We start from the raw sequence: 19,052 nt of genomic DNA, 5'->3' as shown, positions 1-19,052 counted from the left end.
AACTTCCCGGTCATTATACCACGACCTCGCGGAATGGCAGGCTCAAGTCGAAGGGGACCGGCTGCGCCAGCGTCAAAAAGTCCGGGCCGCTGGCGCAGGTCACGGCCAGGACCTGGACCCCTGCCGCCTGGGCGGTCGCAATCGCCGGGGCGAGCTCGGGGAAGCGGTCGCGGTAGATGGTCGCGTCTTGAATGCCGGGGAGCTGAATCACGAACACCAAAAAGGCCTTGTACCCCTCCTGGGCCGCCGCGGTCAGCGTGTGGACGTGCTTGAGACCGCGGGTGGTCGGCGCGTCCGGAAAGGCCGCCCGGGTGCCGTTGGCCAAAGTCACCCCCTTGGTCTCGGCGAACCATTCTTGGCCGGCCTGGGTGTGACCGGCAAAATCCAGCCGCGAGTCGCGGTAGGTGGTCTCCGGATGCACGACGTAAGGCCCCGGGCAGCCGGGCAGACTCAGGCTGCCGTCGCGCAAGGCCGCGTTGACCAGCCGGTTGGGCGCCAGGCTGTCGATGTTGATCCAGCGGTCGTCGCGCTGCACGGCGATGATGTCGTAAGGCGTCTTGCGGTCCGGGTTTTGGGCCTTACGAATGCTGATCGCGTGACCGGGGACCAGTAGCTCCTTGTTGCGGCCGGTGTTGCTCAGGTGAGCGGCGACCACCGCGCCGTCGCAGTCGACGGTGACCGTGAAGCGGCTGATGCGCTTGACCACCCGCCCGATTTGAACAGTTCCGTAATCCATGATGCGCCTTTCCGGGCAATGCCCCGCGAACGCCGCGGCCAGCAAAAAAGCGGCGCAACCGCGCCGCTTGGCCTAACGCACGACGATGACCGAAGTCTCCGCCTCACGCACGATGTCACCGGCGACGTGGCCGATGTGAACGTGGCCGCGGCGGTTGTGCGAGCCCAAGATGATCAGGTCCGGCTTGAAAGCCGGCACGATTTCGTCCAGAATCACGCGGCCGGGCTTGCCTTCACCGATCAGGGGCTGCACGTCTTGGGCCCCGAATGCCGTCGCCTTTTCCACGTAGGTGTTGAGGTGAGCGGCAATCTCGGAACGGCGCTGGCTCAAGAGATCCGGCGACAGCGACTGGTAGATGTTCAGGTCGCCGGTTTCAAGAATCGACACGATGCCCAGCGGAATGCTGTAGATTTTCGCCAGGGTGCAGGCGTAGTTGAACGCTTTGCGCGATGAATCATCGTCGTCGTCATCCACCGCCAAAAGCAGGCGGTTGTAGTGCATTGATTGAACTTCGAAGTCTTCTTCAGTGGCCATGTGTATCGCTCCTTTGCTTGTGCTTACAGGATACTACGCGCCGCCCTTGTTTTCAGCAAAATACTGCCGAAACCGGCCGTAATAATTGTGGAACATGTACGTCATCAGCACCCAGCGGCGAAAGGACATGTCGCCGTCGTAAAACACGGTGGTGCCGACCTGCCCCGCCGCGATCAGCCGCAGCGCGTCGGCCTTGGCCGGGTTGCCACTGGCGTAAGTGGTAAAGACCTTCTTGGGCACCCCCAGCCACAGCTTGCGCGAGGCGGCCGGCGGATTGGCGAACACCGGCGGCTCGCTGGCCAAGGTGTGCTCGATCAGCTCCGCCACCGGCCACTGCGCCAGGTTGTAGCCGTTCAGGGTGACGTAGTAGGCGCTGCGGCCGGGCCGCAGGTTCAAGTCGAGGATTTTGAACTGCGAATCTCGAACGTCGTACTTCAGGTCGATGTTGGCGAACCCGACGTAGCCGATGGCCTCAAGAAACCCCGCGAACCGGTCGTACAGCGCCTGGTCATGCGCCGGCAGAATCGCGACGTAAGAGCCGATGACATTGGGCGTCGGGTCCTCCAAGAGTGGGTGGCCCAAACACATCATTTTGACCCGGTGGTCGCCGGTCACGTACGCGTTCAAAACGCGGGTCTGCGAGTCGTCGCCGGGGATGAAGTCCTGCAAGATCAGGTTGCCGCGGTAACCGTTGGCGTAGGCCTTTTGCACCGTGGCGTTGAGCTCGACTTGCGAGTGAATCAGGTAGGCCTTCTTCACCCCTTCGAAGCTCAGGCGGTGCCAGGCCAGGCTGTCGGCCGGCTTGAGCATGACGGGAAACGCGTAGGGCGAGCTGATTGCCACCCCGCTGGCCGCCATGGCCGGCGTCACGATTCGCGTCGCCGGATACGCGATGCCGTGATCCGAGCACAGCTGGTAGAAACGCTCCTTGTCGGCCAGCTCGGCCAACAGCGCCGCGTCGATGGTCGGGCAAAGAAACTTCGTGGCCAGCGCCTGCTTGTGCGTGGCCACCAGGCTGGCGTAGGCGTCGCCGCAGGGCAACAGCAGCGTCGGCTGCGGGCAGGTGAGGGCCATCAAGGTCTTGATGAACACCGCGTCTTGATCGAAGTCCGCCACTAGGTGAACATCCACGATTTTGGAGTAGCGCGTCGGGGCGAACTGCTCGCGGGCATACACCGTCGCCACGGTGCCGTACCGTTCGTGAAAGGAACGGGCAATGCCGTACACATTATCATCGCTGCCTAGCAGCACCACCGCAAACTCCGGACTTTCCGCCAACCGCGTCGCCCTCCCTTATCCACACTTTGGCTCAAGTATAACATGCCACCGCGGATTTACCTAAAACCGCGCGGCGGCGCAGGCGGCGCCAGGCTCGGTGCCAAGTCGCCGCGATGCCGCCGGTATTGGCCCGGCCGCTCAGGCGTCGGGCGCAGGCGGCGCCACGGCCGGCCAGCGGTGTGTCGCCTCGAACTCGGCGGCCAGCTGCTTGGCCGTGGCCGTCACCGCCGCCGGGTACTGGAGGTGGGCCAGCAGTGCAATCGCGTTGTGCGTGGTGGCCGGACCCCGGTGCAGCCGGTAGTCGAAGTGAACCCCACCAGCGTCGACGCTTTCTTGGAAGTGCCAGTTGACCACGCCGGCGCCGAGAATCGCGGTCAGCTCGCTGTCGTGGGTCGCGACCATGGTCAAGGCCGCGGTCGGCTCCAGCCAGTCGATGATGCTGGCCGAGGCTGCGATGCGCTCGACCGTGTTGGTGCCCTTCAGGATTTCGTCGACGAAACCGTAGACCCGCGCCCCTTGTTGGACCTGGGTCAAAAGCCGGCGAATCGCCTTGATCTCGGCGATGAAGTAGGAGTCGCCGGCGCTGAGGTCGTCTTGAATCGCCATGGCGGTGATCACGTGGCCCGGCGCCAGCGTGAAGGTGGCCGCCGTCGCGGTGTTGATGGTCTGCGCCAGCAGGCAGTTGATCGCGACGCTTTTGACGTAGGTCGACTTGCCCGAGGCGTTGCTGCCGGTGATCAAGGCGGTGCGCGTCCAGGCCAGGTCGTTGGCCACCGGCTTTTTGAGCAGCGGGTGAACCAGGCCGGTCGCGTTCACGCCGCCTTCCGCAAACCGCGGGATGCAGCTGACCGGCTGGGCCAGGCGGTAATTGGCGATGGCAATCGCGCATTCGAGGTCGCCCAGCTGCCGCCACAGGTCAAGCGCCGCCTTGCGGGAGCGGTGCAGCTTCTCCAGCACGAAGTTGTACGAGATGAACGGCAGCATGAACGCGATGCTCAGGTAATCGGCGATCACCTCGCCGGCGGTCCCGGTCTTGATGCGAAACACGAAGGCCGTGCGGGTGATGGCGGCCAGCGGCGCCAGCGCCTGCTGCAAGGCGGCTTGGCGCGGCGTCTCGAGCTTGGCGACCCGCCGCGCCGTCGCCACCGTCTGCACCAGGTAGCGCATCGCGTTGAGCTCGACGGTCAGCCGCTCGCGCCGCAGTTGGTAGTAGATCAAATTGAAAATCAGGCTGGCCATCACCACGGTCACCCCGACCAGCGGCAAGACGAACGCCAGCGCCAGCCCGACCAGCGGCAGGCAGCCCAGCACGACGTAGCGCCAGGTCTGGTGCAGCTCGTGCTTGGCGCCTTCCAGCAGGTAGGCCTGCGTCTGGTTGTGGTCGCTTTTGCCCAGCCTAGCAAAGGCGGTGCGACAGCGCAGCCGCGAGACCGGCTCGGTGGTGAAAAAGGCAATCAGATCCTCGAGGTCGCCGGCGTGGCCGAAGTCAAAGGCGTGCAGCCTGGCGTAAAGCGCCTCGGCGCCGACGCTGGACTCCGTCAGGTTCAGGCTGCGAAACACCGTCTGCAGGTTCAGGTCCTGCCAGGTCAGCGCATCAACCGTGCTGTCGACCGGGTGCAGCTGGCTGGCGTATCGGAACGCCTCCTCCAGGCTGGCCGGGCTGTCCTGGCGCCGGGCCTCGGGCAGCTGGCCCCAGCTGCCCAAAAGCCGGTCGCGCAGCGCCAGCCGCTCGCGAATGCTCGACACCACCACCACGGCCACCAAAACCAGCCCAAAGCCGACTAGCCACCACCCGCTGTTCGCGTCCATTCCTGTCACCCCTTGCAATTGTTACCCTCAGAATACGGCCGTGGCGCAAAAAAGCAAGCGGATTCTACTGCTACCGCGTTCGCGCGGGTTTCGGCGGCGGTCCCAAACCGCAACAACGCGCCACCCAATCCGGCTTCGTCGGAATGGGTGGCGCGTTGCGTTGGTGCGATTACTTTCTGAACATCTTGAACTCGAGGAACAGGTCGTTGTACAGCCCCACGGTCTTGGGTGACAGGTCCTTGTAGACCTCGGAGCGGCGAATGACGTCTTGGTCCGGGTAGAACTGTTTGTCGTTTTGCACCTTCTTGGGCAGGCGGCGCAAGGCGGCGTCGTTGGGCGTCGAGTAGCCGACGTAATCCGCGTTTTGGGCCGCGTTCTTCGGGTCGTTCATGAAGTTCAAAAAGGCGTAGACGGCCTTCAGGTGCTTAGCGGTTTTGGGAATCACGAAGTTGTCGAACCAAAGGTTGGAGCCCTCGGTCGGCACGACGTAATGCAGGTGCGAGTTGTCCCACATCATGTCGGCGGCCTCACCGGACCAGTCGACGGCCAGCGGCGCCTCCCCTTCGGCCATGTACATCTTGATTTCGTCGGCGACCACCGCCTTGACGTTCAGCGACAGCGCGTCGAGCTTGGTCTTGGCCAGCTGCAGGGTCGTCGGATTAGTCGTGTTCATCGACTTGCCCATCGACACCAGGGAGAAGCCCAGGATGTCACGCGCCGAGTCGATCAGCATGATGTCACCGCGCCACTTCTTGTTCCACAGGTCATCCCAGTGCTCGACCTCGGAGCGCTTGACGTACTGGTCGTTGTAGATGATGCCAAGCGTACCCCAAAAGTAAGGCAGCGAGTACTTGTTACCGGGGTCAAAAGAGCGGTTCATGTACAGGCTGCCGAAGTTTTTCAGGCCGGTCAGCTTGCTTTTGTCCAGCGGAATCAGCATGTTGGCCTTGATCATCTTCTCGACCATGTACTCGGAAGGCACGGTCAAGTCGTAGGACGTGCCGCCTTGCTGAATCTTGGTGTACATCGCTTCGTTGGAGTCGAAGGTCTCCTGGTTGACGTGGTAGCCGGTTTGCTTCTCGAACTTCTTGATCAACGCCGGGTCGATGTAGTCGCCCCAGTTGGCGAAGTTCAGCGTGTTGCCACCGGTGGCGCCTTGGGTCTTCTTCAGGTTGGCCGACCACAGGGCCAGCCCGGCGACCACGGCGAGAATCGCCACGATCATGCTCATGAGCTTCTTCACAGTGTCTCGCCTCCCTTGTGCTTGGCCTTGCGCGTCTGGGCGCCTTGCTGGATGAAGTAGTAGCCGATCACCAAGAGCAGCGCGAAGATGAACATCACGCCGGACAGCGCGTTGATCTCCAAGCTGATGCCTTGCCGGGCCCGGGCGTAGATCTCGACGGCCAGGGTCTGAAAGCCGTTGCCGGTGACGAAGAAGGTGACGGCAAAGTCATCCAGCGAGTAGGTGAAGGCCATGAAGAACCCGGACAAAATCCCGGGGGTGATGAACGGCATGATGATGTGCGTCAGCACCTGGGTGGTGGTGGAGCCGAGATCTCGCGCCGCGTCCAGCATGGACTGGCGCATTTCCTTGAGCTTGGGCAGCACCATCAAAACCACGATGGGAATCGAAAAGGCGATGTGAGACAGCAGCACCGACAGGAAGCCCAGCGGGACCTTCAGCGCGGTGAAGAAGATCAGAAAACTCGCCCCGATGATGACGTCGGGCGACACCATCAGGATGTTGTTCATGCTCAGCACGGTGTTTTTGATCACCGGCCGGCTGGTGCGGTGAATCGCCAAGGCCCCCATCGTGCCGACGATGGTGGCGATCAGGCTGGACAACAGCGCGAGCAGCAGCGTGTCGACCACGATCTGAATCATCCGCGTGTCGGCGAACAGGTCCAGGTAGTGCTGCCAGGTGAAGCCGTGGAAGTTGCTCATCGAGTCGCCGGCGGAAAAGGAGTAGCCGACCAGGTAGAAAATCGGCACGTACAGCAGGATGAAGACGAAGATCAGGTAGAGGTTAGACCACTTCCATTTTTTCATCAGGCCCGGCCCCCCTTCCGCTTGCGTTCCCCGGTTAGGAACATGATCAAAAACATCGCGATGATCAAGACGACGCCGATGGTCGAGCCCATCCCCCAGTTCATCGTGACCAAGAAGTGCTCCTCAATCGCGGTCCCCAGCGTGATCACGCGGTTCCCGCCGATCAGGCGCGTCAGCATGAACAGGCTGAGGCTGGGGATGAACACCGCCTGCACCCCGGCCTTCACACCGCTCATGGTCAAGGGCAAAATCACGCGGGTGAAGGTCTGCCAGCCCTTGGCCCCGAGGTCGCGGGAGGCGTTGACGAAGCCTTGGTCGAGCTCCTCGATGCCGTTGAAAATCGGCAGGATCATGAACGGAATTTCGATGTAGCTCGCCACCAGAATGAACGAAAAGTCCGTGAACAGGAACTGCTTGGGCGCGATGCCAAACATCGCGAGGAAGCCGTTGACCCCGCCGTCTTGAGAGAAGATGCCGATGAAGGCGTAGGCCTTGAGCAGCAGGTTGATCCAGGTCGGCAGGATGATCAAGAGCAGCCACAGCTGCTTGTGCTTGGCGTAGTGCAGCAGGTACGCGGTGGGATACGAGATTAGCAGCGTCACCGCGGTGATGATGAACGCGTACACCACCGAGTTGATGGTCATCAGGATGTAGGTGCCAGACTGAAAGTACGTCGCGTAGTTGCTCAGCGTGAAGTGACCGCTGATGTCAAAGAAACTTTGGTAGATGATGAGCAGGACCGGCGCCACGACGAACAGGGCCAGCCACAACCCGTACGGCACGTAAAAGGCCGCATTGGTGGTACTTTTCTTCAACTGACTCCCCCCTATTCACCTTCGTAGCTTTCAAGCCGCGCGTCGAAGTCCTCCTCCGATTCGTTCAGGCGCATGACGTGGATGTCCTCCGGATCGAAGGTCAACCCCACCGTCTCGCCGTCCTTGGCCGGGTTGGTGGAATGCACCAGCCACTCGTTTTGGGCGCCGTCGTAGGCCACGATTTCGTAGTAGTCACCGCGAAATAGCTGGGTGTCGACCGTGACGGTCACCTTGCCCTTGTCGACGGCCGTCAAGTCGAGGTCCTCGGGCCGCAGCACGACTTCGACCTGCTCGTGCGGCCGCATCCCGGCGTCGGCGCATTCGAACTGCTTACCGTTGAACTCCACCAGGTAGTCTTCGATCATGTAGCCGGAGACGATGTTGCTTTCGCCGATGAAGTCGGCGACGAAGTGGTTGATCGGCTCGTCGTAAATGTCCACCGGGGTGCCGCTTTGCTGGACCTCGCCGTCGTTCATGACGAAGATCTCGTCGGACAGCGCCAGCGCCTCTTCCTGGTCGTGGGTGACGAACAAGAAGGTGATGCCCAGCCGCTGCTGCAGCTCGCGCAGCTCGTATTGCATGTCCTTGCGCAGCTTGGCGTCAAGCGCCGACAGCGGCTCGTCGAGCAACAACACGGAAGGCTCCAGCACGATGGCCCGGGCGATGGCGATGCGCTGCTGCTGGCCGCCAGACAGCTCGGAAATCTCGCGGTCGGCCAGGTCGTCCAGCCGCACCATGTGCAAGGCGTCCTTCACCCGCGTTTTGATCTCGGCCTTGGGCAGCTTTTGGATGCGCAGGCCGTACGCGACGTTTTCGAACACGTTCATGTGCGGGAACAGCGCGTAGTCTTGGAAAACAGTGTTGACGCGCCGCTCGTTGGCCGGGATGTCGTTGACCCGCTTGCCCTCGAACAAGACGTCGCCGGACGTCACGTCCAAAAAGCCGTTGATGGCGCGTAGGATGGTGGTTTTGCCGCTGCCGGAAGGCCCCAGCAGCGTGTAGAACTTCCCACGCTCGATTTCGATGTTCACGTCCTTGAGAACGACGGTGTCGCCGTAGGTCTTGTTGACGTGCTTGAGTTCAATGATGGTGTTGTTGCTCAATCTCCCCACTCCTCTAACTGGACTTACAGGTAAGACGCCGTGGCCACCAGCAGGATTTCGCTGGCGGTTTTGGCGGCGTTGACAATGCGGTGCTGCTGGGTCGCGTGAAAGTAGATCGTCTCGCCACGCTTGGCCAGGTAGTGCTTGTCGCCGAGCTCGAGGGTCACCCGCCCCTTGGTCACGTAGACGAAGGTTTCGGCCGGCGACGGCTCGAAGGTCTTGAAGGTGCCGCCCGGTGCGAAGCTAATGCGAACCGGCTCCATCTCGTTCTCGTTGCTCTCCGGCACCAGCCAGCGCAGGTTGAACCCCCGCTCTTCATCCTCATACTCGACTTGGTCTGCGGCGGTGTACACCAGCTGGTCCTCACGGTTTTCGGTGAAAAACTGCGCCGGCGTCTGCCCCAGCACGTTCAGGATGTCGAAGAATGTCTCCATCGAAGGCGAGCCCTGATCGTGCTCAAGCTGCGAGATGTACCCCTTCGTCAGGTCGGTTCGCTCTCCCAGCTCCTCTTGTGTCAGGTTCTTTTGGATCCGCAGGTCGCGAATCCTCTGACCGATATCCATGCGACACCTCCTTGTTTGGTAAAACTAAACTCTGAGTTTAATATTCTAGCCCATTATACCGACTGACCCCCAAAAAGCAACGTCCCCGCGCAAAAAAATTGATGACAATTTGATGACAGGGGTCGTTCCGGTCTGGCCGCCCTCGCGGCTGGCCAGACCGGCTTTCGCACCACCGGCCGCAGCATTGCCGAACAAGCGCGGCGACCCAGGCCGCGAGTCGGCGCCTGCCCCGCCGCACCCGGTGGCCGCGACGCTTCAAGCCGCCGCCAATACGAGGCGGCCGCGCCCGGCCAATCAAAAAAGGCCGCAATCAGATGATTGCAGCCCCGCACTGGCTATTGCGCCGCGCCGATGATTCGCACCTCGGGCTCCAAGTGCAGCCCGAACTGCTCGAAGATGTTGGCCTGGACGTAGTGAATCATGTTCAGGTAGTCCGTCGCCGTGGCGTGGTCGATGTTGACGATGAAGCCGGCGTGTTTCTTGGAAATCTGGGCGCCGCCGATGATGTGGCCCTGCAGGCCAGCCTGCTGAATCATCGGCCCGACGTAATGGTCCGGCGGCCGCTTGAAGACGGAGCCGCAAGACGGGTACTCCAGCGGCTGCTTGGCGGCGCGACGGGCGTTCAAGTCGTCCATTTTGGTGCGAATCGCCACCGGGTCGCCCGGCGTCAGCGCGAAGGTCGCCGAAAGGACAATCGCGCCGTTGTCTTGCACCAGGCTGTGGCGGTAGCTGAAGGCCATGTCGGCGTTGCTGTAGGTCGCCAAGTCGCCTGCCGCCGTCAGAACCGTGACGCTTTCGAGCACCGAGGCGATGTCGCCGTCGTAGGCGCCGGCGTTCATGTACACCGCGCCGCCGATGGAGCCGGGGATGCCGCAGGCGAACTCGAAGCCGCTCAGCCCGGCGCGGTAGGCCGCCTCGGTGGTGTCGATCAGCCGGGCCCCGGCCTGGGCGGTCACGCGGTCGCCGCTAATTGTGACGGCGGCCATATCCGTCAAAATCATGGTCAACCCGCGAATGCCGCCGTCTTGGACGATCAGGTTCGAGGCGTTGCCGATCACCGTCAGCGGCAGCCCTTGCCCCTGTGCCATGGTGACCAACTGCTGGACCTCCGCGACGGTTTTGGGGAACGCCAGCAGGTCGGCCGGGCCCCCGGTTTTGGTGAAGGTGTAGCGGCTCAACGGCTCGTGGTGCAGCATGCGAATCTCTGCGTCCAAGTTATCGACTCCTTTCGTCGTATTCAGTCTAGCACATCACGCCGCCGTGAGCTTGGTCAAAGGCGAAAGCGCCGCCAGCCCGAAGCGGTCGGCCTGGGCCAAGAGGATCCGGGCACAGGCGTAGCTGTCGGCCAGCGCATTGTGGTGGTTGGTCAGCGGAATGTTCAAGGCCGCGCTGACGGTGTCGAGCTTGCGGTTGTCAAGCTCCGGCATCAGCCGCTTGCTGGTCTGTGCGGTGTCAATCACCTGGTAGCGCGGCACGGCCAAGTGGTAGCGCTCCAGGCTGCGGCGCATCACGGACACGTCGAAGGGCGCGTTATGCGCCACCACCAGCCGGTCGCGGGTGAAAAACGACTGGATGTGCGGCCACACCCCGGCGAAGTTCGGCTGCCCCACCACCATGCTCGGGCGAATGTGGTGAATCTGCACGTTCATCGGCTCGAAGTCGTCCTCCGGGTCGATCAGGGTGTAGAAGCTGTCGGTAATCTGGCTGTTTTGGACCACCACCAGGGCCAGCGAACAGGCGCTGGCGCGTTTGCGGTTGGCGGTTTCAAAATCCATCGCGATAAAATCCATGTTGCCTCCTAAAGCAGGTCTTCGGTCACCAGCTCGACCGGGCAGTGGTCGCTGCCCAGAATCTCGCTGTGGATGCTGGCGTCTTGCATGAACGGCACAAAACCCGTGCTGGCCACGAAGTAGTCGATGCGCCACCCGGCGTTGCGGCTTCTAGCGTTGAAGCGGTAGCTCCACCAGGAGAACGCGTCGGTCAACGTCGGGTAGAAGTGGCGGAACGAATCGGTGAAGCCGGCGGCCAGCTGCGTGGAGAAGCCTGCGCGTTCCTCATCGGTGAAGCCGGCGTTGTGGTGGTTGGCACTCGGGTTCTTCAGGTCGATTTCCTGATGCGCGACGTTCAGATCACCGCAGTAGACCAAAGGCTTCTTGGCCGCCAGGGCCTGAGTGTAAGCGAGAAAGGCCTTGTCCCACGCCTGGCGGAAGTCCAGGCGCTTAAGCTCGCTGCCGGAGTTTGGGGTATACACCGTAATCAGGTAGAACTTGGGGTACTCCAGCGTGATTACGCGGCCCTCGGTGTCAAGTTCCGGGGTGCCGATGCCGTACGTGACCGCAAGCGGCTCGTGCTTGGTGAAAATGGCGGTGCCGGAATACCCCTTGCGCTCGGCGTAGTTGAAGTACTGGTGGTAGCCGGGCAGGTCAAGCGTCACTTGCCCCGCCTGCATCTTGGTCTCCTGCAGGCAAAACCAGTCGGCGTCAAGCGCCGCAAAGGTCGCCTCAAAATCCTTCTTCAGCACCGCGCGTAACCCATTCACGTTCCACGAAATGAATTTCATTGTCCAGTCTCCCATCTACATTCTCTGAGCTCATTGTACCTGCAATTCGAGTCGCGGGCAATTGACCCCGGGCCAAGACTACCCAGACACACCAAAAAGTCGCCGCGGGTTGCCCCGGCGGCGGCCGCGCCGAAGCCAGCGGCGAGCGCTTCGCTGCTGGCTGCTGGCCTTAGCCATCTTGTTGTTGCGTTGCTGTGAACTGAAGGCCAAGCGATCTGGGGTACTGCGCAGCCGCTTGGCGCAAGCCACCGGTCAATGCGCCGCCGCAGCTACCTCGCAAGCGAGTAGGCGGTACACGATACAGCCGGTGGGTGGCGGTCCAACCCTGGTATTCGGGCCAGCAGGTAGGCGCCGTTACGCAATCCGGTTCGCCGGGTTCCAAGGCAGCGGCGGCACACAAACAGACGCGCGCATGTTGATGGCATGCGCGCGTCCTAGGTCAGGGTGATTGTCAGCTGGTGACGATAAACTTGCAGTGACATTAAATTGATGGTTCCACCTCAAACTGTTCTGATATTCACTTGTACGCTTAGACTGCGGTATTGCATGGTGCGGCCTAATTACTTGGCGTTGTTTGGTGTTATGCTAATTACCCGTGTTGCACCTTTAACTCGCAGTGGTCACGCTTGGTTCGTTGAGCCTTGTTATTAGACTCACACCTCCAATTTCGTGTTACCGGTTCTTTGCAGTTAATGCTTTGTTTCTGGTGTTTCCGGAGCTCAGTGCGTCATCCTGTGTTGAACGACTTGCCGGGATCTTCCTTCTAAGCTGATGAGACTTGGTTGACTGGCTGAGCAATCCTTCCTTGACCTTGACTAAAGTATAGCATGGGCCCCGACTTTTTGCAAGCGCTTCCCTGTTATTTTTTAAGTTGACCTGCGCAACCTGGCAAAGATTGGTCCGGCCAATCAAAAAGGCGGATCGCTGCGATCCGTCTCGGTTGATTCATCCCGTTAATTGTCTCAGTAGCCGAACACCCGCGATGGGGTCGCGGCCCCGTAGCCGAACACCCCGAGCCGGCGGGTGGCGGCGTTGATCGACACCACGTAGCCGGCGTACTCGCTGGGCGTGTTGATCAGCCGGTTCCACTTGCGGTTGAAGCGCGTGGTCAGCCCGTGGTTGCGGCCCATCAACGCGGCGGTGTTCAGCAGGCAGTAGTGAATGCCGTTGACCGCGAAGTCCTCTTCGGTGTGCCAGTGGCCGGCGAGGCTGGCGATGATCGTGCCTTGGGTGTGGCTAAAATCAAACTGCGCCTGCCCACCAAAGTCCGGGTGTTCCCCGAAGGTCACCTGCCCGGCCAGCTTGGCGTTAAACGCGCGAAGCACCTCGTGAACCTGGCGGCCGTTGAAGCGCAGCCCAGGCTTGCCGCTTCGGGTCATCACCGGGGCGTGGCTCATGATCAACACGTCGCGCGACCCCGCCGACTGCAGGGCATCGATCAGCTCCTGCACCTGCGCGGCCGTCACCGCCAAGGTCTTTTTGACGTCGTAGTTCTTGCGGCCGCCGACCCACCGCACCGGCACATCCGAGGTGTTCAGGGTGATCACGCGAATGTTGGCCCAGTCGAACACGGACAGCCCGTGGGCCGACACGAGCGGGGCCCCGACTTGCGCCTTCATCTTGGCGAACACGTACTCATTGAAGACCCAGGGGTGAAAGCTCCCGGTGAAGCGCCGGTTGCGCTCGGCGAACTTGTCGTTGTCGTCGTGGTTGCCCTTGGTGATCACGTACGGCAGCGCAGACGCCGCGTAGTCGCTGACGATGTTGCGCAGCCGCCACTGGGTCAAAAAGGCGGGTTCCGAGCCATCGACCAAGTCGCCCAGGTGAACGCGCCAGTCGATCGGCAGCTCACCGGCCAGCCAGTGCTGCTCCAGCACGTGCCAGTAGCCGTTGGGGCCGTAAAAGCTGCGCGACAGCTTGGTGCGATCATGGGTGTCGGTGATGACGGCCATGTTCAGGCTGGCGCCGGTGATCTGCGGTCGCACCCAATCGGCGAACGCGGTCAGGTCGGCCTTGGCGAAGCGGCGAATCGTGATGTTCTCGTGATGACGCATGTCGGTCACTCCTTTGTGCTTTTGCCACCATCATACACGCCCAAAGCCAAAATGTATCGGCACAGGGGCGGATTTTCGCGGTGCGGAATCAGCGAATCACCTGCTGGATCAGCGGCTGCTTAGCCGGCGCCTGGTCGCCGATGGTGTAGGCGGCGGCGACGGCTGCGGCCACCTGGGCCACGTCTTCTTGATTGGCGTGGATGGTGGCCAGCGTGTCGCCGACCGACACCGGGGTGCCGACCTTCTTGTGCAGCACCAGCCCGACGGCGAGGTCCAGCTTGGAATCAAGCGTCTGGCGGCCACCACCCAGCTGCATCACGGCGGTGCCCAGCGCGTTGGCGTCGATGGCTGTGACCACCCCCGCGGTCGGGGCCGTGACCGGAATCTTAAACTTGGCCTGCGGCAGCCGGCGCGGATCGGCCACGACGCCGACGTCGCCCCCTTGCGCCTCGATCAGCTGCTTGAACGCGCGAAGGGCCCGACCGTCCTTGAGGGCATCCTCGCACATCCCGGTCGCGACCTCGAGGCTTTCCGCGCGGTGGCCCAACACCAGCATGTGGGCCGCCAGCGCCACGGTCAAATCCCGCACGTCCTTGGGCCCACGGTTTTTGAGGATGGCGATGGCCTCGGCCACCTCCAGGCTGTTACCGATGGTGACACCCAGGGGCTGGCTCATGTCGGTCAACAGCGCCACGGCGGCGACGCCGGCCTGCTTGCTGATGGCGACCAAGGCGCGGGCGAGCTTTTCGGCCTGAGACAGCGTCTTCATGAAGGCGCCGTTGCCGACCTTGACGTCGAACACCAAGGCGTCGGTACCGGAGGCCAGCTTCTTGCTCATGATGGAGCTTGCAATCAGGGGAATCGACTCGACGGTGCCGGTCACGTCGCGCAGGGCGTAAAGCAGGCGGTCGGCCGGCGCCAGCGCCTTAGAGCTTGAGACGATAGCCTGGCGAATCGTTGCGACCTGGTCTTTGAACTGGTCCTCGGTCTCGGCGACGGTGAAGCCCGGAATGCTCTCGAGCTTGTCCAGGGTGCCGCCGGTGTGGCCCAGCCCCCGCCCAGAGATCATCGGTACCGGCACCCCGAGGCAGGCCACCAACGGCGCCAGCGGTAGCGAAATTTTGTCGCCGACGCCGCCGGTCGAATGCTTGTCCACCTTGACGCCGGGAATGCCGCTGAGGTCCAGCCGGTCGCCGGAATGCAGCATCGCCATGGCCAGCGCGGTTTGCTCCGCGTCCGTCATCCCCTTGAAGTACGTCGCCATCAAAAAGGCGCTCATCTGGTAATCCGGCACCGTGTTGTCGACGTACCCCGCGATCAGCCAGTTCAGCTCGGCCGCCGTCAGCTCGCCGCCGTCGCGTTTTTTGGTAATCAGGTCAACCATCCGCATGCGTCACCACTCCCTTGCGTGTTAATATCTATAGTATAGCGTATTCAGACCAGAGTTTCAGATTGACGATCAGGAGGCTCACATGGACGCACAAATTCTGCACCAGCTCGGCAAAGTCGAGCTTCACTGTCACCTCGACGGGTCGCTGTCGTTGCCCGTCATTCGCAGGCTCTCCGCCATGGCCAACGTCCCGCTGCCGGCAGCCGACGCGGCGCTTCGAGACATGGTCTGCGCCCCACCCGATGCGCAGTCATTAATGGACTACCTGCGGCCCTTCGATGTCATCCGGCCGCTGCTTCAAACCGCCCCGGCGTTGCGGTTGGCGGCTCACGACGTGGTCGCCCAGGCCGCGGCGGAAAACGTGCGGTACATCGAGGTTCGCTTCGCCCCGGAGTTTTCCATGGACGGTGAGCTGTCGGCGCTTGAGGCCATCGAGGCCGCGATGGCTGGGCTCGCCGCGGCCAGCGCCGAGTTCGACGTGCAGGCCACCGCCTTGGTGTGCGGGATGCGCCAAAGCCCGGCGGCGGTGACCCAGGCGATTTTTGCCGCGGCGGCGCCTTTGGTCGGCCGCGGCGTCGGCGGCGGCGACTTTGCCGGCAACGAGGCCGCCTTCCCGCCGGCCGTGGTGGCGGAGTCGCTGCGCTTCGCCCAAAGCCTTGGCCTGCCGATGACCTTCCACGCCGGCGAGTGCCACTGCGCCGCCAACATCGCAGCCGCCTTGGCCGCCGGGGTGCGGCGCATCGGCCACGCCACCGCCATCGGCCAAGACCCCGCCTTGATCTCGCGCTTCACCGCGGCCGGTGCGGTGGCCGAGCTGTGTTTGACCTCTAACCTGCAGACCAAGGCCGCCAACAGCCTGGCCGAGTTCCCCTTCAAGGCGCTGCGGGCCGCCGGGGCCAAAATCACGATCAACACCGACAACCGCACCGTGTCCAACACCACGCTGACCCGCGAGTACGAGCTGTTCGGCCAACTGTTCGGCGTGACCTACGCCGATCTGCTCACCTTCAACCAAACCGCGGCGGCCGCCGCCTTCATCCCGGCCGCCCAGCGAGCGGCCCTGAGCCGCCGCCTGGCCGCGGAATACGCGCCCTACGTCGGCCGCGACTAGGACGCAAAACCCTAGGCCTCGGCCGCCCGGTCCCCGCTTGCCAGGGCCCCGCTTGCCAGGGCCCCGCTGCCCAACCACGCAAAAACCGTTCGTCGCTGATAAGACGAACGGTTTTTGCATGGTCGGATTGCCGCGTCAGGCGGCCCGGCCCTCGGCGGTCACCCGGTCGCGGCCGCCGGCTTTGGACTGGTACAAGTAGCGGTCGGCGCGTTTGAACACCGCCGTCGGGCTGCCGTCCTGCGAAGTGGCCATCGCCAGGCCAAAGGAGGCGGTGATGCAAAGCTCCCCGGTCGCGTGGCGAATCACCAGGCTCCGCAGCAGCTTTTGGCAATCGGCCACCAGCGCCTGGGCCTCCGCAAGCGTCAGGCCGGGCAGGATCATCGCGAACTCCTCGCCGCCGGTGCGGTACAGCCGAAAGCCAGCGTCGCGTTGCTGCAGCCTGGCCTCAAGCTGGCTGGCCACCGTCATCAGCACTTGGTTACCGACCAGGTGGCCGTGGTCGTCGTTGATCCACTTGAAGTGGTCGATATCAAGGGCCACCAGCGCGAGGTCGGTGTGGTCGGCGTCCAGCGCCGCGTACTGGGTGGAAAAATCGCGCTGGAACATCGCCCAGTTGCGAACTTGCGTCAGCGCGTCGTACTGCACATCGCGGGTCAGCTGCGCCAGCACCTGTTGGTCCTTGCGCTGATAGTGCTCGTAATCCCAAAGCGCCAGGTAGGCCCAGCCGTAGCCCAGAAAATGGGCGATGCCGCCGGCCCTGGTGACCGTCGGGAACTCCGTAGCCACCGCCAGCCAAAACACCGCGCCGATCAGGATCGGCACCACCAGGTACAACAGCTGGTGCTGCGCCGCCTGCTTGCCCCAAAAACGTTCGGAATACACCAGCAGGCAGGCAGTCAAATACAGCGGCCCGGTCACCCAGTTGATGCCGCCGGTCGAGGCGAACAGCACCAGCCCCAACGTCTGCAGCCCCAGCGCGGCCGGCACCGACTGCACCAGGAAGTTGCTGTAAACCAAAATGATCAGCTGCAGGTTGACGAACAGCCAGTACGGCTCGGCCGGGGCCCCGATTTCAAGGCCCCGCAGCAGAATCAGGATGGCGCCGATGTAGGCCAGCTGCGGTAGGCTGCCGGCCAGGCGGCTGAGGCTGCGCCGTGCGGCCAGCCGCCGCTTGGTCCCCGCATCGATCTGCGTGTACACCGTCATGAACCCCAGGGTGCTGACCACGGCCAGAAAAACATCCCCAATATAAATCGTTAATCCAGCCAATCTAACGCCCCCATCGTTCAGTGGATTAACTTAATAATGGGCCGCGAGCCGACGGGTGTCAAACCCAATCCGGAATCGCGACCTCGCCACGCCCAAAAGGCCGGTCGCATGCGACCGGCCCCCATTCGAGCGGTGAGTCCCCAGGCAAGCCGGCGTCAGGCCGCCTTGCTGCCGCGGTGCCGCCGCGCGATGGCCGGCAAAATCAGGCCCAGCGCCAGCAGAATTAACGGCGTCACAATGTTTAGCGCCAGCTGGAACCACCAGGTGCCGGGGTCCTTGGCGAAGTTGACCTTCGGCACCATGCCCAGCAGGCAGGCGAAGGCGGTGAACACCAGGCACCACGCGCCGATGGCCATCCCCGCGTACTTGTTTTTGACGAAGCGGTAGGCCGACGGGAACTTCTTGAGCTGCTGGTTCAACAGGATGTAGGCCAAAAACACCCAGAGGTAGCGCATCGGCATCACCACCGCGTTGAGGTTAAGCATCCAGTTGTACAGCGCGTTCATGTTCTTGATGCCAAGCGTCGGCACCATGATCAGCAGGCTGACCAAAATGCCGGTCATCAGGTAGCCGCGCGTCGGGGTGCCGCGGTCGTCGAGCTTGGCCAACCCGGCCGGGACGAACTCGGGATCCGCGTCGCCCAACAGAATGCGCAGCGGCGCATCGATGGAAAAGGCCAAGGCCGAGATCTGCGCCAGCGCCTGGGCCAGCGCGTAGAGAATCACGAACACATTGCCGACGTGGTAGTAGCCGCCGAGCTTGGCGAAGGCCATGTAGGCGCCGTTGGCCATCAGGTCCTTGGGCAGGTGATTAGCGTCGAACAGCAGCGCCATGGCAAAGGAGCCGAGCAACGCGCAGACGGCCACCATCAGCGCCAACACCAGCATCCCCCGGGGGAACTCCTTGGCCGCGTTTTTGGTGCGGTTAACGTACGGCGAGATTTTTTCCGCCCCACCGACGGCAAACACCAGCATCGAAATCGAGGCGAAGTAGCCGAGGTCAAAACTCGGCAGGTAGGTCTTCAGCTTATCCAGGTGAGCCGTGGCCACCGGCGCATGGGCCATGAACGGCGCCGACACCGCCAGCAAGATGAACAGCAAAGACATCACAAACATCGCGGTGCCGGCCACCGAGCCGATGCGGTTGAGCGTGGTCAGCCCCCGCGAGGCCAGCCACAAGAATACCAGGAAAATCACCAGCGCGATTAAGGACACCAGCCGGGAGTCGACCTCGTTAACGAACTTGCCGTTACCCTGAAACAGCCAGCTCAAAGACACCAGAATGCCGCTTGGTTTTTGCGCCAGGTACGGCACGTGAACCACCCAGTAGGTCCAGGCGGCGTAGTAGGCGAGGCGCTTGGTCGACGTGTTGCGAATCCAGCTGGCCACCCCGCCGGCCTCGTCCTTGAACGCCGAGCCCAGCTGACCGACGATCAACGCGTAAGGCACGAAGTAAAGCGCCATGATCAACACCCAAGACACGATGACGGACGGGCCTTGCAGCGCGTAGTTGTTCACCACGTTGCCGAGGCCCCACACCGCCACAAAGGCGATCAAGGCGACGTTGTACCAGCGCAATTGCTTATTGTCTTCTGACATAATTCCCCCAACTTTCTCTTCGAATATTCCGGTCACCAGAATGGTAGACGCCACCAGCGTAACAGGTCCAGACCGGCGGCGCGGTGAGGCCCGGCCTATTTTTCGCTAAGAATTCGGTGTGTCAAGACACACAAAAGGCAGCGGTCGATGGCCGCTGCCTGAGAGTTCAGTTATCGTTTGCCG

Annotated in this window: 17 protein-coding genes; 1 reads left to right on the top strand and 16 read right to left on the bottom strand. The window is 62.5% G+C overall.

All coding sequences use genetic code 11. From position 1 onward, the window contains the following. Positions 1–13 precede the first annotated feature (13 nt). The 14 genes from sfsA to ACYVRZ_RS07095 all read right to left on the bottom strand — a co-directional run bounded on the left by sfsA (position 14) and on the right by ACYVRZ_RS07095 (position 14,891). Positions 14–736, bottom strand: coding sequence for a DNA/RNA nuclease SfsA (gene sfsA, locus ACYVRZ_RS07160; protein WP_461225952.1), 723 nt, complete (start codon positions 734–736; stop codon positions 14–16). A 72-nt stretch (positions 737–808) separates the two neighbouring features. Beyond that, positions 809–1,270 carry a universal stress protein gene (locus tag ACYVRZ_RS07155; protein WP_461225951.1) on the bottom strand — a complete coding sequence of 154 codons (462 nt, stop codon included), beginning with the start codon at positions 1,268–1,270 and terminating at the stop codon, positions 809–811. A gap of 33 nt (positions 1,271–1,303) precedes the next feature. Next, a complete protein-coding gene (locus tag ACYVRZ_RS07150) occupies positions 1,304–2,548 on the bottom strand; it encodes a carboxylate--amine ligase (RefSeq protein WP_461225950.1) in 1,245 nt (414 codons plus the stop codon). A gap of 138 nt (positions 2,549–2,686) precedes the next feature. Next, positions 2,687–4,357, bottom strand: coding sequence for a MutS-related protein (locus ACYVRZ_RS07145; protein WP_461225949.1), 1,671 nt, complete (start codon positions 4,355–4,357; stop codon positions 2,687–2,689). A gap of 169 nt (positions 4,358–4,526) precedes the next feature. Then, positions 4,527–5,600 carry an ABC transporter substrate-binding protein gene (locus tag ACYVRZ_RS07140; RefSeq protein ID WP_461225948.1) on the bottom strand — a complete coding sequence of 358 codons (1,074 nt, stop codon included), beginning with the start codon at positions 5,598–5,600 and terminating at the stop codon, positions 4,527–4,529. Beyond that, positions 5,597–6,409 (bottom strand): ABC transporter permease, encoded by an 813-nt coding sequence (locus ACYVRZ_RS07135; RefSeq protein WP_262315570.1) that lies wholly within the window; start codon positions 6,407–6,409, stop codon positions 5,597–5,599. Before ACYVRZ_RS07135 ends, ACYVRZ_RS07140 begins: the two co-directional genes overlap by 4 nt. Continuing rightward, entirely contained in the window at positions 6,406–7,221 is an 816-nt protein-coding gene (locus tag ACYVRZ_RS07130; RefSeq protein WP_461225947.1) for an ABC transporter permease, read from the bottom strand. Before ACYVRZ_RS07130 ends, ACYVRZ_RS07135 begins: the two co-directional genes overlap by 4 nt. A gap of 11 nt (positions 7,222–7,232) precedes the next feature. Next, positions 7,233–8,324, bottom strand: a complete 1,092-nt coding sequence (locus tag ACYVRZ_RS07125; protein WP_225049093.1) for an ABC transporter ATP-binding protein — start codon at positions 8,322–8,324, stop codon at positions 7,233–7,235. Positions 8,325–8,347: 23 nt separating this feature from the next. Next, positions 8,348–8,887 (bottom strand): helix-turn-helix domain-containing protein, encoded by a 540-nt coding sequence (locus ACYVRZ_RS07120; RefSeq protein ID WP_461225946.1) that lies wholly within the window; start codon positions 8,885–8,887, stop codon positions 8,348–8,350. 335 nt (positions 8,888–9,222) lie between these two features. Beyond that, a complete protein-coding gene (gene murB / locus ACYVRZ_RS07115; protein WP_461225987.1) occupies positions 9,223–10,083 on the bottom strand; it encodes a UDP-N-acetylmuramate dehydrogenase in 861 nt (286 codons plus the stop codon). Positions 10,084–10,137: 54 nt separating this feature from the next. After that, on the bottom strand, positions 10,138–10,677 hold the full coding sequence (locus ACYVRZ_RS07110) for a 3'-5' exonuclease (protein ID WP_461225945.1): 540 nt from the start codon (positions 10,675–10,677) through the stop codon (positions 10,138–10,140). A gap of 8 nt (positions 10,678–10,685) precedes the next feature. Continuing rightward, positions 10,686–11,447 carry an exodeoxyribonuclease III gene (locus ACYVRZ_RS07105; protein ID WP_461225944.1) on the bottom strand — a complete coding sequence of 254 codons (762 nt, stop codon included), beginning with the start codon at positions 11,445–11,447 and terminating at the stop codon, positions 10,686–10,688. Between the two features lie 962 nt (positions 11,448–12,409). Further along, positions 12,410–13,501, bottom strand: coding sequence for a metallophosphoesterase family protein (locus tag ACYVRZ_RS07100; protein WP_461225943.1), 1,092 nt, complete (start codon positions 13,499–13,501; stop codon positions 12,410–12,412). 88 nt (positions 13,502–13,589) lie between these two features. Next, entirely contained in the window at positions 13,590–14,891 is a 1,302-nt protein-coding gene (locus tag ACYVRZ_RS07095) for a pyrimidine-nucleoside phosphorylase (protein ID WP_461225942.1), read from the bottom strand. Between the two features lie 82 nt (positions 14,892–14,973). On the opposite strand from ACYVRZ_RS07095, the gene add reads away from it, so the two are divergent. Further along, a complete protein-coding gene (add, locus tag ACYVRZ_RS07090) occupies positions 14,974–16,002 on the top strand; it encodes an adenosine deaminase (protein ID WP_461225941.1) in 1,029 nt (342 codons plus the stop codon). 135 nt (positions 16,003–16,137) lie between these two features. Here the strand turns inward: add and ACYVRZ_RS07085 are convergent, their stop codons facing one another. Further along, the gene (locus ACYVRZ_RS07085) at positions 16,138–17,271 is read right to left on the bottom strand and encodes a GGDEF domain-containing protein (protein ID WP_461225940.1); all 1,134 of its coding nucleotides are present in this window, start codon (positions 17,269–17,271) and stop codon (positions 16,138–16,140) included. Positions 17,272–17,426: 155 nt separating this feature from the next. Then, positions 17,427–18,869 (bottom strand): APC family permease, encoded by a 1,443-nt coding sequence (locus ACYVRZ_RS07080; protein ID WP_461225939.1) that lies wholly within the window; start codon positions 18,867–18,869, stop codon positions 17,427–17,429. Positions 18,870–19,052: the final 183 nt, after the last annotated feature.

Source organism: Lacticaseibacillus suihuaensis (assembly GCF_054785075.1).
The sequence above is the reverse complement of the archived record's forward strand: the minus strand, read 5'-3'. Positions and strand labels throughout refer to the sequence as shown.

Excerpts from the sequence above, each read along its gene's own strand:
- murB (WP_461225987.1), bottom strand. The coding sequence starts at position 10,083 with ATGCTGCACCACGAGCCGTTGAGCCGCTACACCTTCACCAAAACCGGG.
- sfsA (WP_461225952.1), bottom strand. The coding sequence starts at position 736 with ATGGATTACGGAACTGTTCAAATCGGGCGGGTGGTCAAGCGCATCAGC.
- ACYVRZ_RS07145 (WP_461225949.1), bottom strand. The coding sequence starts at position 4,357 with ATGGACGCGAACAGCGGGTGGTGGCTAGTCGGCTTTGGGCTGGTTTTG.
- add (WP_461225941.1), top strand. The coding sequence starts at position 14,974 with ATGGACGCACAAATTCTGCACCAGCTCGGCAAAGTCGAGCTTCACTGT.
- ACYVRZ_RS07100 (WP_461225943.1), bottom strand. The coding sequence starts at position 13,501 with ATGCGTCATCACGAGAACATCACGATTCGCCGCTTCGCCAAGGCCGAC.
- ACYVRZ_RS07110 (WP_461225945.1), bottom strand. The coding sequence starts at position 10,677 with ATGGATTTTATCGCGATGGATTTTGAAACCGCCAACCGCAAACGCGCC.
- ACYVRZ_RS07120 (WP_461225946.1), bottom strand. The coding sequence starts at position 8,887 with ATGGATATCGGTCAGAGGATTCGCGACCTGCGGATCCAAAAGAACCTG.
- ACYVRZ_RS07155 (WP_461225951.1), bottom strand. The coding sequence starts at position 1,270 with ATGGCCACTGAAGAAGACTTCGAAGTTCAATCAATGCACTACAACCGC.
- ACYVRZ_RS07080 (WP_461225939.1), bottom strand. The coding sequence starts at position 18,869 with ATGTCAGAAGACAATAAGCAATTGCGCTGGTACAACGTCGCCTTGATC.
- ACYVRZ_RS07105 (WP_461225944.1), bottom strand. The coding sequence starts at position 11,447 with ATGAAATTCATTTCGTGGAACGTGAATGGGTTACGCGCGGTGCTGAAG.
- ACYVRZ_RS07095 (WP_461225942.1), bottom strand. The coding sequence starts at position 14,891 with ATGCGGATGGTTGACCTGATTACCAAAAAACGCGACGGCGGCGAGCTG.